We start from the raw sequence: 17,451 nt of genomic DNA on the forward strand, positions 1-17,451 counted from the left end.
CGACTATCCATTATTCAATGCCCGGCAAGTTAATAAAAATTTAAATGCCAAGACATCAACATAAACAAGTTTAATATCACATTTTCAACTTATACAACAAAAAGCCTATATCAACCAAAAAAAGATTGATATAGGCTCTTATTTCAAAGAAACGGCCGTTCTATTTATTTTGTCAAGGCAGCGATACTTTCCTCGATAGACTTAATCTTCGATTCGGCATCGGCTTGCTTTTTCTTCTCCATCTCGATTACTTTCGCCGGGGCTTTGCTCACGAAGTTCTCATTGCCTAATTTCTTCATGACAGAAGCCAAGAAACCTTTTTGGTATTTCAATTCTTCTTGAAGCTTAGCCAACTCTTCCTCCACATTGATCAGATTGCCTAAAGGTACGGCATATTCAGTCGTACGGACCAAGAACGATACAGCACCGGCCGCTTTCTCCTCTACCTTGGAGATGGAAGAGAGATTGCACATCTTAGCGATTACGGCGTTGAACGCCTCATTGTGCTCACCCACGATCTGTAATTCCAACGCGTCCTTATTCGGTATATTCTTTTGCAAACGAATGGTACGGACACCGCCAACGATCTCTTTCACGATCTCGAAAGCATCCAAATAAGCGCTATCTATAACCGCTATTTCCGGCATTTGGGCAACCATCAAGCTCTCACCTTCCTTGCGAGGCTCAAGGGCTTGCCATAATTCCTCGGTAATAAACGGCATGAAAGGATGAAGCAAACGAAGCAAGGCATCGAAGAAACCTAACGTAGCCTCATAAGTAGCCTTGTCGATCGGCTGCTGATACCCCGGTTTTACCATCTCCAGATACCATGAGGAGAACTCATCCCAGAACAATTTATAGACAGCCATCATCGCTTCGCTCAGACGATATTTACTGAAAGAGTCGTCTACCTCGGCAATCGTCTTATCCAGCTGCATCTTGAACCATTTCACGGCGATAGCGGAAGCCTCCGGCTGAGCGATCGTATCGTCTACCGTCCAGCCCTTCACCAAGCGGAAAGCATTCCATATCTTATTATTGAAGTTACGTCCTTGCTCACACAAAGCATCATCGAAAGGAATATCATTTCCGGCAGGAGCCGCGAGCATCAAGCCCATACGCACGCCGTCCGCACCGTATTGCTCGATCAATTGCAACGGATCGGGAGAGTTTCCTAAAGATTTGGACATCTTACGTCCCAGCTTATCGCGAACGATACCCGTAAAGTAGACGCTCTTGAACGGCATTTTCCCTCTGTACTCATAGCCGGCCATAATCATACGGGCTACCCAGAAGAAGATGATATCCGGTCCGGTTACCAAATCACTGGTCGGATAGTAATAATTGATTTCCTCGTTATCCGGGTTATTGATACCGTCGAACAGGGAGATCGGCCACAACCAAGAGGAGAACCAAGTATCCAATACGTCCTCGTCCTGACGCAAATCAGACATGGTCAGATTCGGGTTACCACATTTCTCTTTCGCCAGTTCCAAAGCTTTCTCTTCCGTCTCGGCTACCACGTAACCACCTTCCGGCAAGAAGTAAGCCGGGATACGGTGTCCCCACCAAAGCTGACGGCTGATACACCAGTCCTTGATATTCTCCATCCAATGGCGGTAGGTGTTCTTGAACTTCGGCGGATAGAACTTGATATCGTCCTTCATGACCGGCTCCAAGGCGATCTGGGCTAGATGTTCCATCTTCAAGAACCATTGCATAGACAATTTCGGTTCGATAGGCACGTTCGTACGCTCCGAGAAACCCACCTTGTTCTCGTAAGCCTCTACCTTTTCCAAAAGACCGGCGTTACGCAAGTCTTCCTCGATTTGCTTGCGGACATCGAAACGATCCATGCCCACATACAGGCCGGCGGCCTCGCTCAGCGTACCGTTATCGTTGAATATATCGATAGAAGGCAAATTATATTTCTCGCCCAACATATAGTCGTTTACATCGTGCGCGGGGGTCACTTTCAAACAGCCCGTACCGAACTCTATATCTACGTAATCATCCTCGATCACCGGAATCTCACGGCCTACCAGCGGAACGATCACTTTCTTTCCTCTCAGATGTTGGTTCTTCGGGTCGTTCGGGTTGATACACATCGCCGTATCTCCCATAATCGTCTCCGGACGGGTAGTGGCGACAATGGCGTATCCCTCCTCGCCTACGATCTTATAGCGAAGATAGTACAACTTACTATGCTCTTCCTTATAGATAACCTCCTCATCGGACAGGGCCGTCAACGCCTTCGGGTCCCAATTCACCATACGGACACCCCGGTAGATCAAGCCCTTCTTATATAGATCGACAAAAACCTTAATAACGCTCTCCGAACGTTTCTCGTCCATCGTGAACGCCGTACGATCCCAATCGCAGGAAGCCCCCAATTTACGAAGTTGCTTCAAGATAATGCCGCCATGCTCTTCTTTCCATTCCCAAGCGTGACGCAAGAACTCGTCGCGAGTCAGATCGGTCTTCTTGATTCCTTGCCCGGCCAAACGATTCACCACTTTCGCCTCCGTAGCGATCGAAGCATGGTCCGTACCCGGTACCCAACAAGCGTTCTTACCCATCATACGGGCACGGCGAACCAAGATATCTTGGATCGTATTGTTAAGCATATGTCCCATGTGCAATACGCCGGTGACGTTAGGGGGCGGGATTACAATCGTATACGGCTCACGACCGTCTGGCTTTGACTTAAAGAAGCCGTTATCCAACCAATACTGATACCACTTCCCCTCTACTTCAGCGGGATTGTACTTACTAGCGATTTCCATATTTTTATAACTAATTAGTCTTTACACATTTCTCGATCCGCGAAAGTACAAAAAATATAGACAAAAAACGCTGAGCATCGGGAAATATAGTCGGCCGAGACAATAGGCATTCTCTCTCGGATACGCCACTATTCTATAAACCACGACATGGTTTGTACAGACCAAGTCGTGGTTTATACAGATCACGACGTGATTTATAAAGACCACGCCGCTATTTTGAAAATAGAGTGAATGGCAATTACTTTTACATCCGGGGATTTGAAGGTTTATTCCTATAACAAGCAAACTATTTATAACGGTTTTTCTATTCCACGCTATTGCAGTTTCGCGTAAATGCCTGTATCTTCGCGTACTATAAAAAATAGATATGAGAAAGCGATCTGAGTATAAAGGAGGGGATAATCGACGTAAACCCTCTAAAGAACGACAGGTAACGGTGGGTGAAAGTAACACTTTGCTACCTTTCCTGTTCGAGTTATTAAAAGAACAAAGCCGTTCATCCGTGAAAGGATTATTGAGCAGGGGACAGATCTCGGTAAACGGGAAAGTCACCCGGCAGTTCGATGCCCCGCTGAACCCTAACGATACGGTCGGGATCAACTATGGAAGAGGGAAGGTGGAATTCAACAATCCGTTACTTAGAATTGTTTGGGAAGATGATGACCTCATCGTGATCAACAAGCGGGAAGGTTTGCTATCCGTATCTACCGATCGTATCAAAGAGCGTACGGCCTACCGTATCCTGAGCGATTACTTGAAAGAATGCGACCCTCGCAACAAGATATTCGTCTTGCACCGTCTGGACCGAGACACATCGGGTATCATGATGTTCGCCAAGAACCAGAAGGTAAAAGAGCAACTACAGTCCAACTGGAGCGAGGCTATCACGCAACGGACCTACGTGGCCGTGATAGAGGGACGGCCGGAGAAAGACACGGATTTGATCGTATCCAACCTCGTGGAGAACAAGCATATGCAAGTGTACGTGACACAAGATGGTGACGGAAAGGAAGCGATCACACGCTACCGACTCCTGCAAACGAACAATCGTTATTCGCTCGTGGAACTCGATCTGGAGACGGGACGCAAGAACCAAATCCGTGCGCAGATGCAATCCATCGGGCATCCGATAGCCGGAGACTCTAAATATGGGGCGGAGACAAATCCTGCCGGACGCTTGATGCTCCATGCCCGCAGGCTCTGTTTCATCCATCCGGTAACAGGCGAGGAGATGCGCTTCGAGACACGGATCCCGGAGAAATTCACATCGACAGCAAAGTAATCTATCAATAAAGGACAAAAAATGAAGAAACTCATCAGTTCGATCATGCTGGCGCTAATAGCGCTGGCAGCGCAGGCGCAAATACTTACGCCTGTCAAGTGGAAAATTAAACTAGACGACAAGGGCGGCGCACCCGAGAAAGAGATCGTCTTTACCGCCACGGCGGACAAAGGTTGGCACCTGTATGACATGAACCTGCCGGAAGGAGGTCCTGTTTCTACATCTTTCACATTCGAGACATTGAATGGAGCTGAACTGATCGGTCAACCGGTTCCTTCGGTAAAGCCGACCACGGTTTACGACGAGCAATTTGCCATGAATCTTCGTTGGTATCCGGGTACGGTATCGTTCACCCAAAAACTAAAGGTTACCGATCCCGCTAAATTCAAGGCGGAGGGCGAGGTGGAATTTATGGCTTGTAATGACGAGACTTGTCTTCCCCCGGATCAAATACCTTTCTCTTTCGATAAGAAAAGTATCCATGTAGATCCAGCTCTGGCAGCTAACAGCTCGACTACAGAGGTGGATAAAGAGGACGCCACGGCCATACAGCCGGATACGCAAGTCGTAGCGGAAGAGGCCAGCGAGTTGAACACTCCGGACCCTGCCGCTAAAGAGACACCGGCTACGACATCTCCTAAAGCGTCCGACAGCTTAACCGACAGCCCGAATCTTTGGTCTCCGGTGATCGACCAATTGAAATCGTTCGGCGACTCTACGGTATCTGCGGCAGATACCTCTTGGTTATTCATCTTCTTCGCAGGTTTCTTAGGTGGTTTGATCGCCTTATTGACTCCTTGCGTTTGGCCGATGATCCCTATGACGGTTAGCTTCTTCCTGAAACGTACGAAAGATCGTAAGAAAGCGATTCGCGACGCTATCACCTATGGGTTATCTATTATCGTAATCTATTTGGTGATGGGCTTGTTGATCACCGGTATCTTCGGAGCGAGCGCATTGAATGATTTATCAACGAACGCGATCTTTAATATCCTGTTCTTCTTGCTGTTGGTAGTATTCGCAGTCTCCTTCTTCGGAGCCTTCGAGCTGGTATTACCTGCGTCATGGACTAGCAAATTGGATAGCAAGGCCGATTCAACGACCGGCGTATTGAGTATTTTCTTTATGTCGTTCACGTTGGTATTGGTATCTTTCTCTTGTACGGGTCCGATTATCGGAACCTTGTTGGTGCAGGCAGCTTCTATGGGTACGGCGGTAGGACCGGCTATCGGTATGTTCGGTTTCGCCTTGGCGTTATCCATCCCGTTCAGCGTCTTCGCCATCTTCCCGAATATGCTGCAAAGTATGCCGAAATCCGGCGGATGGTTGAATTCCGTGAAGGTCGTATTGGGCTTCTTGGAGTTGGCCTTGGCCTTGAAGTTCCTTTCCGTAGCGGACTTAGCGTATGGTTGGCGTTTACTAGACCGTGAGGCTTTTATCGTGCTTTGGATCGTGATCTTCAGTTTATTGGGTGTTTACTTATTAGGAAAGATCAAGTTTAGCCATGATAGCGAAGTAAAATATGTATCTGTTCCTCGTCTGTTTATGGCGATTATCTCTTTCGCTTTCGCCATTTACATGGTTCCGGGACTTTGGGGCGCTCCGTTAAAGGCGATCAGCGCATTCGCTCCTCCGTTGTATACACAAGATTTCAATCTATACAAAAACGAGGTACACGCCGCGTTCGACGATTATGAATCCGGTATGGCTTATGCCAAGAAGGTAAATAAACCCGTCATGATCGACTTCTCCGGTTTCGGTTGCGTAAACTGCCGTAAGATGGAGGCTTCCGTTTGGACGGATCCTAAGGTGAAGCAAATGCTAGAAAATGATTACGTGCTAATCACTCTCATGGTAGACGATAAGACGAAACTCCCGCAACCCATCGAGATCCAAGAGAACGGAAAGACTCGTAAGCTGAAGACGATCGGTGATAAATGGAGTTATTTGCAACGAAGCAAGTTCGGTTCTAATGCCCAGCCATTCTACATCTTATTGAATGACGAGGGACAGCCGCTCGGACCTTCATACGCATTCAATGAGGATGTTTCCAAATACATCCAGTTCCTTCAAAACGGATTGAAAGAATTCAAGAAAGAACAACAATAAAACAAACAGAGGGCCGGGTTCTACCCTGCCCTCTTTCTTTTACAATCATTATAGAATAAGTAAATAATATGGCAACTAGAGAAGAGAAGATGGAAGCCTTCGGGCAATTACTCGACATTCTGGATGAATTACGGGTAAAATGCCCTTGGGATCGTAAACAGACAAACGAGAGCCTCCGCACGAATACGATCGAGGAAACCTATGAACTATGCGAGGCCTTGATGCGTGAGGATAACACAAACATAAAAAAAGAATTAGGAGACCTGTTATTGCACATCGTCTTTTACTCCAAGATCGGCGAGGAAAAAGAAGCTTTCGATATCAAGGATGTCTGCGACAGCCTTTGCCAGAAACTGATTTACCGCCATCCACACGTATTCGGAGATACCTCCGCCGATACCGCTCAAAAGGTAGAGCAAAGCTGGGAGCAGCTTAAGTTGAAAGAAAAGGGGGGTAACAAAACCGTACTGGAGGGTGTTCCCGCTTCCCTCCCATCCGTAGTAAAAGCGCATCGTATCCAAGATAAGGCCCGTAACGTAGGTTTCGACTGGGAACAACGTGATCAAGTATGGGATAAGGTACAGGAGGAATTTAATGAGTTGAAAACCGAGATAGACAGGATGGACGCAGATAAGATGGAAGCTGAGTTCGGAGATCTCTTCTTTAGCTTGATCAACGCTGCCCGCCTATACAAAATAAATCCGGACAACGCATTGGAACGCACGAACCAGAAGTTTATCCGCCGTTTTAATTATCTAGAGGAGCACACGATCCAAGAAGGTCGTTCCTTGAAAGATATGACATTGGAGGAAATGGATCAACTGTGGAATGAAGCCAAGGCCAAAGGCTTATAAAGCAAGGATAAGGGCAAAACAAAAGGGGAACCGACATCACGTCGCCACCCCTCCCTTAACTTAAACGCCAAAACTAAATCTAAACAAAAAACACAAATAATGATAATATTTTACTTTTTCTGTTTTTCTTCCTTTTTATTGTCCCGACCACTCTTCATGAAATTCCGGACAAACTTATATTCCGCATTTCGGTACTTATAGACCTTTTCGGGAGAAAGTATCTTCTTGAATCTCTCAAAATACTCTTTTTCCAACTGTGCCTCTTTTATCTCAACATCCAGACATTCGTCTATCACTTTGTTATAATCAGCATCTGTCGGATTCTCCTTATGTCGAATTTCTTTTGATAACTTACGACATTCACGACCTACCTCAAATTTTTTCTGTCGCAACTCATTGCATAAAGGAATAAATTGTGCAGCTTCCTCAGGTGTAAGGCCAACTTCAGCCGTAATAAAAGCATTCCGCCTTGCTTCGAATGCCTCTCTATCAAAATGTCTTTGCTCTTTCTTCTCTTGTGCCGTAGCATTGAAAGAGAGTAGAACCGAAATCGCTACAAATGTAATGAAAAATATTTTATTCATACAAGTATTATTACAAAAATCTTCGATAAAATTACTATTTTAAACTTTATTCAGAATAGGAAAGTTCCTCATCTAAGAGATAATTGGCGTACTGAGCTTCCAAATACTCCAAATACTCCTCATCTTCTTCCGCTTCAATAGCGTCTAAAGCCGTTGTCGGGACTTCCGTCCGGACCAGTAAAGAATCAGACGCAGTACTACCATCGGAACCGTTTATTCCCACGATAGCCTTGAAAAACAAACCAAGACCAGCGAATACCGCAGCCATGTACAACCACGGACGAACACGATCCATCAAGGAAATCCGTTTCGCCCTCTCCTCCTGCTTCTCGGGGAGCTGACTCATGATCCGCTCCGTAAGCCCTTCCATATACCCTTCCGGTACAGTGAAAGGATTAGTTCCTTTCAAGCGATCTAGGTTGTTTTCTTCTTTTTTCATACTTTTTCTCTTTTTATATTGCTTTGACAGCGATTCGGGCAAAAGGTTTAAACCTCTTTTGTTAAAAACTCCTCGATTTTTTTCACCGCATGATGATACGAGGCCTTCAAAGCCCCGACAGAGGTACCTAGTATCTCGGACATCTCCTCGTACTTCATCTCCTCGTTATACTTCATATTGAAAACCAAGCGTTGTTTCTCCGGCAAGGTAAGAATAGCGTTTTGCAATCTTACCTGTATCTCGTCACCATCGAAGTATTCATCCCCTTTCAAACGTTCCAGCAAAAAGGTATCCGCATCGTCGATAGATACGTTATTCATATTTCGCTGTTTATTTAGGAAAGTAATGCACTCGTTGATCGCAATCTTATAAAGCCATGTAGATAATTTGGCCTCACCGCGAAAAAGCTCGATGTTCGTCCAAGCTTTCAAAAATGTATTTTGGAGTAAGTCGTTCGCATCCTCATGATCCAGTACCATCTTTCGTATATGCCAATACAACTTCTCGCCATACAAGCTTACGACCTTGGCAAAGGCCTCACGTTGTCGGGCCGGGTCCCGGAGCTGTACTACAATTTCGTCTTCTGTATAGGATTGCATTTTTTCTATTTTGGGAAGTGCCCAGAACAGGACTCGAACCTGCACGATCGCAAAACCACTCGCACCTGAAACGAGCGCGTCTACCAATTCCGCCACCTGGGCTTTTTTTAATCATTCTGAAGCGCAACCTATCGGTATTGCGCATACAAAGGTAATCGTTTTTTCCAATTAGCAAGCAAATGAAAATAAAAAAAGCGACCGTCCCTTCCGGAACGGCCGCCCATATCATTAATCACGGGAGTCGATTACATCATACCACCCATTCCGCCGCCCATACCCGGATTCATCGGAGGCATAGCAGGAGTCTCTTCTTTTTTCTCAGCGATCACGCACTCAGTAGTCAAGAACATACCTGCGATAGAAGCAGCGTTCTCCAATGCTACGCGAGTTACCTTAGCTGGGTCGATTACACCAGCCTCGCACAAATTCTCGAAACAGTCCTTACGAGCGTTGTAACCGAAGTCGCCCTTGCCTTCCTTCACTTTCTGAACGATAACGGCACCTTCCTTACCAGCGTTAGCTACGATCTGGCGAAGCGGCTCCTCGATAGCGCGCTTAACGATCTCGATACCTGTAGTCTCGTCCTCGTTGTCGCCCTTCATACCGTCCAATGCATCGATAGCACGGATATAGGCAACACCACCACCGGGCACCGTACCTTCTTCGATAGCGGCACGAGTTGCGTGTAATGCGTCATCCACACGGTCTTTCTTCTCTTTCATCTCAACCTCAGAAGGAGCACCTACGTAAAGAACAGCTACACCGCCGGCCATCTTAGCCAAACGCTCTTGCAATTTCTCTTTATCATAATCAGATGTCGTATTCTCCATCTGGATCTTGATCTGGCCGATACGAGCTTGGATAGCCTCCTTGTCACCAGCACCATTTACAATGGTAGTGGTATCTTTGTCTACCGTGATCTTCTCAGCGGTACCTAGCATATCCATTGTAGCACCTTCCAATTTCAAACCTTTCTCCTCAGAGATAACCGTACCGCCTGTCAATACAGCGATATCTTCCAACATAGCCTTACGACGGTCGCCGAAGCCCGGAGCCTTAACAGCGCAGATCTTCAAGGAACCACGCAGACGATTCACTACCAATGTAGCCAAAGCCTCGCTGTCGATATCCTCAGCGATGATCAAAAGAGGACGTCCGCTCTGTACGGTCGGCTCAAGGATAGGAAGAAGGTCTTTTAATACGGAGATCTTCTTGTCATAGATCAAGATATACGGATTCTCCATCTGGCACTCCATCTTCTCTGTATCCGTTACGAAGTACGGAGAGATATAACCGCGGTCGAACTGCATACCCTCAACTACGTCAACTGTAGTTTCAGTACCTTTAGCTTCCTCAACCGTGATAACACCTTCAGTCTTCACACGTTGCATAGCCTCCGCGATCAACTTACCGATAGCCTCGTCACCATTTGCGGAGATCTTCGCTACATGCTCGATCTTCTCGAACTTATCACCTACAGCCTCAGCTTGGTTAGCGATGCTCTCTACAACCTTAGCGACAGCCTTGTCGATACCACGTTTCAAATCCATCGGGTTCGCTCCGGCAGTAACGTTCTTTAAACCGACACCAATGATAGACTGAGCCAAAACCGTAGCTGTAGTCGTACCGTCACCGGCGTTATCGTTTGTCTTGGAAGCCACTTCCTTAACTAATTGAGCACCCATGTTCTCGAACGGGCAAGTCAACTCAACTTCTTTAGCAACCGTTACACCATCTTTCGTGATGTGAGGAGCTCCGAATTTCTTCTCGATAATTACGTTACGACCTTTCGGGCCTAATGTTACCTTAACAGCATTAGCCAACTCATCCACACCTTTCTTCAAAAGGTCGCGGGCATCCATATCGTATTTAATCTCTTTTGCCATGATTGTATCTCTTTTTAATATAGTTGTTTATAAAAATGAATTAGATAATAGCTAAAACGTCTGCTTGGCGCATGATCAAGTATTTCTCACCGTCTAGTTCGATTTCCGTACCTGCATACTTACCATACAATACGTTATCACCAACCTTTACAACCATCTCCTCGTCTTTCGTTCCGTTACCTACGGCTACAATCTCACCCTTTAAAGGCTTTTCCTTTGCTGAGTCAGGAATAATAATTCCACCTAATGTTTTCTCTTCCGCAGCGGCCGGCTTAATCAGCACGCGGTCTGCTAATGGTCTAATGTTCATTTTCTTGGTATTTTAAATGTTAATAATATTACGTTTTTAGTTTATGAACTTTGTGTTCACGCCTAAGTCTATGCGAATAGTGTGCCAAACGTATTCACCCGAGTTCGACTGACAATATTTCGGACGAAATAGACAAATATCCGAAGAGATAACTGACAACTTGTCTTTTTGCATCTCTCAAAAGGATTATCAATCGACCAGCAGCGTATTCATGGAATATGCTTTTACGATCGGAGTATAGACTCGATCGCCTATGCGGATGGAAAGGGAACGATCATCACTGGTCTCATTGGCGATAATCAAGGCGATACTGTTATCCGGGTTACGGAATGCCAGCAGATTCGTATAGGCTCCTTCCGTTTCTAATTTATATGCACCGGGCTGGACATAATGGCTGACATGTTTCATCACGTAGTATTCCGGAGTATATCGATAGCTCTTGGTTTGCGGATCTACGACAACCAATGAGTTTTGCGCCCATCCCCAACGACTGATCCCTCCATTTTCCAAAGATATATTCCAATACATATAGGCAGAAACGCCATTATCCAGAAAATGTCGCATCAACCCCCAAGAATACATGGCACCCTTCCAATCGTTCTTGCCATCTCCACATTCTTGCTCGGTTTGGTAAAGCTTCAACCCGGGATAACGTTTGTGGATTCCGGCGATAGCTCCCTTACCCGCCCATTGGAAACCGACACCTTTTACATATTTACCACTAGCGGGATCTGTCAATACCGTATCAACAAGCGACTCATTCGCACGTTCCATCGTGCCGAACATAATATCCACTCCTTGAACCTGCATGGCCGGCCCGAGATAATTACCGATAAAATTAGCCAAAGAAGCCGATGTCCAACAACAACTCGGGAATATTTGCGCAGAGTTGAACTCGTTCTGGGGCATTATGGCAAAGATTGGAATTCCGTGTTTCTTATAGGCCTCGATAAATTTAGAGAAATAGAGGGCATAGGCTTTCAGGTAAAGAGAGTCTTGGATAAACATATCCGTACCTTCATGGCCGACCTTATCGGCCGACAAACCATTTCGATACTTCTCGTCATAATTCTCACCCGTATAGGCAGAGGCATAGTGTTTGTTATATTTCATCCAAGCGGGAGGGCACCACGGGGAAGCCCACAAGCGTAAGTCTGGCTGATACTTCCGAGCGTTCTTGATAAAAGGAATCAACGTTTGTTGGTCATTGGCGATGGTAAAATGTTCCATTGTGAAATCACCGTCTACCTCGTCATACGAATACCAATCACGGGAGAAATCATTTGCTCCTACAGGCATCCGGCAAATCGTGAAGTTGGCTCCGACTCCGGGGAAAAAAAGCTCTTCCATGATTTCCTCACGTACACTTGGCTCCAGCTTACTCAAGGAAAGCCAACCTAATTCATTAAAACAGGCTCCGAAACCATCAATTTGTTGTTGATGCTTTTCTGTTAGAATTGTTATATCAATATTAGGTATCGTATCCGCAAGGGCGGAGATCAGATCGGGTTGCTCAGCCCAAGGGGTATTCTCGGTTGTCGTTACCCACTCGGCCCGGGGGGTGAAAGAGCAGGAAGAAAGGTATAAAGATATTGAGAGTATAAAAACAGGTATTTTCATGGTCGTTTCATTAATTTATAAGTTTAGAACCATTTAAACACGGACTACACGGATGACACGGAACACACGGATAAATACTAATACCGTGTCATCCGTGTAGTCCGTGTTCCATAATCCACTATTCTCTAAAAGCGTTCTATCAGCTCCTCGATAGTCACAAGGGTTTGCTCACCCGTGAGCATATTCTTTAAGTTGATTTTATTCTCGGCCATCTCATTCTCTCCGACTATCGCAACGAACGGGATTTTCTTAGCGTCCGCATATCCCATTTGCTTTTTCATCTTAGTAGACTCAGGATATAGCTCTGTACGAATCCCCGCCTTACGAACCTTAGCGATCAGCGGCAATAAATGAATCTCCTCTTTCAGTCCGAAGTTCACGAATAGAAGCTGTGTAGTCTTCAAAGATCCTTCCGGATATAAATCCAATTGGTTCAATACATCAAAGATACGATCAGCGCCGAAAGAGAAACCGACACCAGATACGCCTTCCATGCCAAATACCCCTGTCAGGTTGTCATAGCGACCACCACCCGTGATACTACCGATCTGTACGTCCAAGGCTTTCACCTCGAAAATCGCACCTGTATAATAGTTTAAGCCGCGAGCTAATGTCAGATCAAGCTCTAATTCCGCACGGATTGACGTATGAGAGATGCGCTCCAAAATAAAATCCAATTCGGCTACACCTTTCAAACCAGTCTCAGACGCAGATAATACCTCTTTCAAGGTAGCGATCTTTTCTTGATTTGAACCCTGCAGCATAATGATCGGCTGCAAACGCTCGATCGCCTCCTCGGGTAAACCCTTGGAACGAAGCTCTTCATTCACGTTGTCCAAGCCAATCTTATCCAGCTTGTCGATAGCTACCGTAATGTCTACGATCTTATCCGCCTCGCCTATGATTTCGGCAATACCGGAAAGGATCTTACGATTGTTCATCTTGATACACACACGAATGCCAAAACGATGGAACACCTCGTCCATAATCTGGATCAGTTCCACCTCATTGATCAAGGAATCAGAACCCACAACGTCGCCATCACATTGGTAGAACTCCCGGTAACGTCCCTTTTGCGGACGATCGGCACGCCAAACCGGTTGGATCTGGTAACGTTTGAACGGAAAACTGATCTCATTACGATGTTGTACCACGTAACGGGCGAACGGAACGGTCAAATCATAACGCAAGCCTTTCTCACAAGCCTTAGCAGCAAATCTCAACGGGTTCTTTTCCATTAACTCCTCATCCGAGATACCAGCGAAACAATCACCGGAATTCAATATCTTGAAAAGGAGCTTATCCCCTTCCTCGCCATATTTACCCATCAATGTAGAAAGGTTCTCCATGGCAGGAGTCTCTATTTGCTGGAAGCCATACAAGTGAAATACTTCACGGATCGTGTTGAATATATAATTACGTTTCGCCATTTCCTCCGGCGAAAAGTCTCGGGTACCTTTGGGTATGGAAGGTTTTTGCATGATCTTATGTTTTAAATGATTATTCTGGCCGCAAAGGTAATGTTTTTTGCTCGAAATAAATAAGAAAATAACAATGCCCACTGTAAGGAGCTTACAATCGCAGTCATAAGCATCTTACAATGGGCATTCAAACATCCTTACAATGGGCATCCATGGAAAGCCTCTTCCGAGGCTTATCAATCCCGACTTCTTCCCCCCAAGAATATCATTATATAATATAATAATGTAGCAAGCGAACCTAACGCAGCGACCACGTACGTATAAGCGGCGGAACGTAAAGCATCCTCTGCCTTATCATGCGTATAAGCATTTGTTATACCGGCATTGCTCAACCACACCAAAGCACGTTGGCTCGCATTGATCTCGACCGGAAGCGTGATAAAGCTAAATAGCGTAGTCGTAGCGAACAAGATTATACCGAATAACAATAACTGAGGAAACGTATGCAATAATAACATACCACCCAGCAACACCCATGTCATAATATTTGAGGCGAAACTAACAACCGGAACCAAAGCCGAACGCATTCTCAACGGAGCGTAAGCGGTAGCATGCTGCACAGCGTGACCGCACTCATGGGCGGCAACCGCAGCGGCGGCGATACTATTGCTATAATAAACCGACTCACTCAAGTTCACCGTCTGGTTAGCGGGATTGTAATGGTCCGTCAGATGTCCGGGTGTAGAAATCACCTTTACATCATAGATACCATTGTCATGCAACATCTTCTCTGCGACATCTTTTCCTGTCATGCCATTCGGCATAGGAATTTTCGAATACTTCTCAAACTTGCCCTGAAGACGGGATGACACCAGCCAACTCAATAGCGCAAATCCAATAAATATAATCCAATACATGCTCATAAATTTCTATCTTATTTAGTTTTATAAAACAACGACAAAAAGTTTGCCAAAGACAAAAATGGCAGGAGACACCCCTTGAGGAATGTGGTCTTCTGCCATTTTGTACGATTTATAACGAGTTTATTCTTCTGTATATCTGACAATCGTCTGTTCACGATCCGGTCCTACGGAAACGATCTTCACAGGCACACCCAGTTCTTCCTCCAAGAAAGAAAGGTAAGCGTTGAACTCCTCAGGGAACTCGTCCTCGCTCCGCATCTTCGTCATATCCGTCTTCCAACCCGGTAATTCCACGTATACAGGTTCGATCGTATCATCGATCTCATACGGGAACTCATTAGTCTCGACACCGTTCATCTTATAAGCCACGCAAGCCTTGATCGTATCGAAGGTATCTAACACATCACTCTTCATCATGATCAATTGGCTTACACCGTTGATCATCACGGCATATCTCAAGGCTACCAAATCAATCCAGCCACAACGGCGTTTACGTCCCGTAACCGCACCGAACTCATGGCCTAATTGACCGATCTTATCTCCCACCTCATCAAACAACTCGGTCGGGAACGGACCGCTACCTACACGTGTACAATAAGCCTTGAAGATTCCATATACCTCACCGATATTCCGGGGAGAAACCCCCAGTCCCGTACAACATCCGGCACAGATCGTGTTAGAGGAAGTCACGAATGGATAAGAACCGAAGTCTATATCCAGCATCGTACCTTGAGCGCCTTCCGCCAAGACCGACTTGCCTTCCTTCAAATAGTTATTGATGACATGCTCGCTATCAATCAATTTGAATTGTTTGAGGTAGTTCAAGGCCTCCAGCCATTGAGCCTCCATCTCGGTTATATCATATTCATAGTTCAATGAACGCAAGATCGCTTCATGTTTTGCTTTAGCGGCCGCATATTTCTCTTCGAAGTTATGCAACAAATCGCCCACACGAACACCGTTACGGCTAATCTTATCCGTATAAGTCGGGCCGATACCCTTTCCTGTCGTACCGATCTTTCCGGAACCTTTTGCGGCCTCGTAAGCGGCATCCAAGATCCGGTGAGTAGGTAAAATTAGGTGAGCTTTCTTAGAGATATAAAGCTGCTTGGTGATATCGTGACCACTCGCTGCCAATGATTCCGCTTCCTGCTTGAACAATAACGGGTCCAGAACGACACCGTTACCGATTACGTTTATCTTTCCACCTTGGAAAATACCGGAAGGAATCGAACGTAACACATACTTTTCCCCGTTAAACTCCAATGTATGTCCGGCATTAGGGCCTCCTTGAAAACGAGTTACCACATCGTAATTCGGAGTCAGCACATCGACAACCTTGCCTTTGCCCTCGTCGCCCCATTGCAATCCTAACAAAACGTCTACTTTCATCTTTTCTATATTTATTATAGGCTATTAATATTCTTATTTAACTGACCTTTGCAACTTAAACTTGCATTTACTGCATAGGCCATAAATGTACAAACAATAATACTCCGGCGTAAAACGAGAGACTTTCAAGTTTCTCATATCCGCTTTCAACGTACTGTTTCGCAGCTCCCGGATGGCCCCGCATCTCGTGCAAACCAAATGCAAATGCGTATCGGCATAAATCCTCAACTCATATTGCACCGACTGGACGGTTATTTGATGACGCACCACCAAACCGGCATCAACCAGTACATCCAACGTATTATAGAGTGTAGCCTTACTGACATGGAAGTTGTCTTGCTCCAACCGATCCGAAAGCATACACATATCAAAATGCCCGGGAAAAGCACATATCTCCTTGAATATAGCATATCTCTCCTCGGTTTTCCGCAGTTTCTTCTCCGTTAGATATTCGGTAAACAACGCACGTATTTCCGTATAAACTTTCGCTTCCATCTCCTAAAGACCGCACAAACGACAAAGTTAGCGCATTTATTTTAAACGCAAAGCCTTACCGATAATATTCAAACTCGAATTTTAATTCATTATAGATTTCTTGTAATTCCGGCGTGTTTCCCGCAGCCTCCTGAAATTCCTTGAAACCGTCTAGGATCCTTTCCGCATTCCCCTCGGATTGACGCCCATAAAACTTCATGGCTTGAATAGACGCTTGTTTCTCTTTCAGCGTAGATTTAAAATCCTTAGTCTCCGCTAGACTACTTAAGGTTTCTGCCAAGAAAGATCCTAAAACCACAGAAGATAAGCTGCCACCTCGCTTAAAATTCTCGGCCCAAGTAAGAAAGGCGACCGTGCGAGCGAACTCATTTTTCTTATCAGCAACCAGATCAGACGTGAAGTCCTCCATATAAGGCAGATGAACGAACAAGTTCCGGCAACAATGCTCCGCGATCTCTAAATAAGGAATCTCCTTGACCCAACGTTTCGCCTCATCCAAAGGCAACGTCTCGGCGGGTTGGAGAAAGGTCGCCAATATCTTAAACTCACGGATGTCTTCTTTCCATAAAGCCGCCGCTAGCTCTCCATTCGGTTTATGCTTACGGGCGATTCCCTTTATTTCGGGGTACGGAACCCCGAAATTTAACTTATATACGATACCTTTCTCACGCATACTCGTAGAAATCACCCCGTTCATCGCCAAACGAAGTTCCTTACGGATCTCCCTTATCTCGTCTTGTAAACTTTCCAT

15 protein-coding genes and 1 tRNA gene are annotated in these 17,451 nt (G+C 45.6%); 3 read left to right on the plus strand and 13 right to left on the minus strand.

Annotated features, from left to right (window positions below):
* Nucleotides 1-164: 164 nt before the first annotated feature.
* Nucleotides 165-2,786: a valine--tRNA ligase gene (locus CI959_RS03735; protein ID WP_044545462.1), complete on the minus strand. Its 2,622-nt coding sequence runs from the start codon at nt 2,784-2,786 to the stop codon at nt 165-167.
* 367 nt (nt 2,787-3,153) lie between these two features.
* Between CI959_RS03735 and CI959_RS03740 the strand changes: the two genes are divergently transcribed.
* The 3 genes from CI959_RS03740 (at nt 3,154) to mazG (ending at nt 7,031) form a co-directional block, all read left to right on the plus strand.
* The gene (locus CI959_RS03740) at nt 3,154-4,068 is read left to right on the plus strand and encodes an RluA family pseudouridine synthase (protein WP_005858777.1); all 915 of its coding nucleotides are present in this window, start codon (nt 3,154-3,156) and stop codon (nt 4,066-4,068) included.
* Between the two features lie 21 nt (nt 4,069-4,089).
* Nucleotides 4,090-6,177: a cytochrome c biogenesis protein CcdA gene (locus CI959_RS03745; protein ID WP_057316739.1), complete on the plus strand. Its 2,088-nt coding sequence runs from the start codon at nt 4,090-4,092 to the stop codon at nt 6,175-6,177.
* 68 nt (nt 6,178-6,245) lie between these two features.
* Complete coding sequence (mazG, locus tag CI959_RS03750; protein ID WP_005858781.1) at nt 6,246-7,031, plus strand: nucleoside triphosphate pyrophosphohydrolase; 786 nt, start codon at nt 6,246-6,248, stop codon at nt 7,029-7,031.
* A 110-nt stretch (nt 7,032-7,141) separates the two neighbouring features.
* Here the strand turns inward: mazG and CI959_RS03755 are convergent, their stop codons facing one another.
* The 12 genes from CI959_RS03755 to CI959_RS03810 form a co-directional block, all read right to left on the minus strand.
* Entirely contained in the window at nt 7,142-7,615 is a 474-nt protein-coding gene (locus CI959_RS03755) for a hypothetical protein (RefSeq protein ID WP_005858783.1), read from the minus strand.
* Between the two features lie 46 nt (nt 7,616-7,661).
* Nucleotides 7,662-8,054: a hypothetical protein gene (locus tag CI959_RS03760; RefSeq protein WP_005858784.1), complete on the minus strand. Its 393-nt coding sequence runs from the start codon at nt 8,052-8,054 to the stop codon at nt 7,662-7,664.
* A gap of 47 nt (nt 8,055-8,101) precedes the next feature.
* Nucleotides 8,102-8,653 (minus strand): RNA polymerase sigma factor, encoded by a 552-nt coding sequence (locus CI959_RS03765; protein WP_008772592.1) that lies wholly within the window; start codon nt 8,651-8,653, stop codon nt 8,102-8,104.
* A gap of 18 nt (nt 8,654-8,671) precedes the next feature.
* A tRNA-Leu gene (locus CI959_RS03770) sits at nt 8,672-8,755 on the minus strand.
* Nucleotides 8,756-8,898: 143 nt separating this feature from the next.
* On the minus strand, nt 8,899-10,539 hold the full coding sequence (gene groL / locus CI959_RS03775) for a chaperonin GroEL (RefSeq protein ID WP_057316738.1): 1,641 nt from the start codon (nt 10,537-10,539) through the stop codon (nt 8,899-8,901).
* Nucleotides 10,540-10,579: 40 nt separating this feature from the next.
* Nucleotides 10,580-10,849: a co-chaperone GroES gene (locus CI959_RS03780; protein ID WP_005858788.1), complete on the minus strand. Its 270-nt coding sequence runs from the start codon at nt 10,847-10,849 to the stop codon at nt 10,580-10,582.
* 189 nt (nt 10,850-11,038) lie between these two features.
* Nucleotides 11,039-12,469, minus strand: a complete 1,431-nt coding sequence (locus CI959_RS03785; protein WP_009017029.1) for a glycoside hydrolase family 30 beta sandwich domain-containing protein — start codon at nt 12,467-12,469, stop codon at nt 11,039-11,041.
* A 125-nt stretch (nt 12,470-12,594) separates the two neighbouring features.
* Complete coding sequence (gene hisS / locus CI959_RS03790; RefSeq protein WP_057316737.1) at nt 12,595-13,950, minus strand: histidine--tRNA ligase; 1,356 nt, start codon at nt 13,948-13,950, stop codon at nt 12,595-12,597.
* A gap of 176 nt (nt 13,951-14,126) precedes the next feature.
* Nucleotides 14,127-14,813 (minus strand): zinc metallopeptidase, encoded by a 687-nt coding sequence (locus tag CI959_RS03795; protein WP_005858794.1) that lies wholly within the window; start codon nt 14,811-14,813, stop codon nt 14,127-14,129.
* 120 nt (nt 14,814-14,933) lie between these two features.
* Nucleotides 14,934-16,205, minus strand: a complete 1,272-nt coding sequence (locus tag CI959_RS03800; protein ID WP_057316735.1) for an adenylosuccinate synthase — start codon at nt 16,203-16,205, stop codon at nt 14,934-14,936.
* A 33-nt stretch (nt 16,206-16,238) separates the two neighbouring features.
* Nucleotides 16,239-16,700, minus strand: coding sequence for a Fur family transcriptional regulator (locus CI959_RS03805; RefSeq protein ID WP_022193204.1), 462 nt, complete (start codon nt 16,698-16,700; stop codon nt 16,239-16,241).
* Between the two features lie 55 nt (nt 16,701-16,755).
* Nucleotides 16,756-17,451 carry a DNA alkylation repair protein gene (locus CI959_RS03810; protein ID WP_005858799.1) on the minus strand — a complete coding sequence of 232 codons (696 nt, stop codon included), beginning with the start codon at nt 17,449-17,451 and terminating at the stop codon, nt 16,756-16,758.

Source organism: Parabacteroides sp. AT13 (assembly GCF_002272965.1).
Taxonomy (GTDB): domain Bacteria; phylum Bacteroidota; class Bacteroidia; order Bacteroidales; family Tannerellaceae; genus Parabacteroides; species Parabacteroides distasonis.

What these genes read in the sequence shown, in the direction of transcription:
- CI959_RS03735 (WP_044545462.1), bottom strand. Translation starts at nt 2,786, where the DNA reads ATGGAAATCGCTAGTAAGTACAATCCCGCTGAAGTAGAGGGGAAGTGG.
- CI959_RS03740 (WP_005858777.1), top strand. Translation starts at nt 3,154, where the DNA reads ATGAGAAAGCGATCTGAGTATAAAGGAGGGGATAATCGACGTAAACCC.
- CI959_RS03745 (WP_057316739.1), top strand. Translation starts at nt 4,090, where the DNA reads ATGAAGAAACTCATCAGTTCGATCATGCTGGCGCTAATAGCGCTGGCA.
- mazG (WP_005858781.1), top strand. Translation starts at nt 6,246, where the DNA reads ATGGCAACTAGAGAAGAGAAGATGGAAGCCTTCGGGCAATTACTCGAC.
- CI959_RS03755 (WP_005858783.1), bottom strand. Translation starts at nt 7,615, where the DNA reads ATGAATAAAATATTTTTCATTACATTTGTAGCGATTTCGGTTCTACTC.
- CI959_RS03760 (WP_005858784.1), bottom strand. Translation starts at nt 8,054, where the DNA reads ATGAAAAAAGAAGAAAACAACCTAGATCGCTTGAAAGGAACTAATCCT.
- CI959_RS03765 (WP_008772592.1), bottom strand. Translation starts at nt 8,653, where the DNA reads ATGCAATCCTATACAGAAGACGAAATTGTAGTACAGCTCCGGGACCCG.
- groL (WP_057316738.1), bottom strand. Translation starts at nt 10,539, where the DNA reads ATGGCAAAAGAGATTAAATACGATATGGATGCCCGCGACCTTTTGAAG.
- CI959_RS03780 (WP_005858788.1), bottom strand. Translation starts at nt 10,849, where the DNA reads ATGAACATTAGACCATTAGCAGACCGCGTGCTGATTAAGCCGGCCGCT.
- CI959_RS03785 (WP_009017029.1), bottom strand. Translation starts at nt 12,469, where the DNA reads ATGAAAATACCTGTTTTTATACTCTCAATATCTTTATACCTTTCTTCC.
- hisS (WP_057316737.1), bottom strand. Translation starts at nt 13,950, where the DNA reads ATGCAAAAACCTTCCATACCCAAAGGTACCCGAGACTTTTCGCCGGAG.
- CI959_RS03795 (WP_005858794.1), bottom strand. Translation starts at nt 14,813, where the DNA reads ATGAGCATGTATTGGATTATATTTATTGGATTTGCGCTATTGAGTTGG.
- CI959_RS03800 (WP_057316735.1), bottom strand. Translation starts at nt 16,205, where the DNA reads ATGAAAGTAGACGTTTTGTTAGGATTGCAATGGGGCGACGAGGGCAAA.
- CI959_RS03805 (WP_022193204.1), bottom strand. Translation starts at nt 16,700, where the DNA reads ATGGAAGCGAAAGTTTATACGGAAATACGTGCGTTGTTTACCGAATAT.
- CI959_RS03810 (WP_005858799.1), bottom strand. Translation starts at nt 17,451, where the DNA reads ATGGAAAGTTTACAAGACGAGATAAGGGAGATCCGTAAGGAACTTCGT.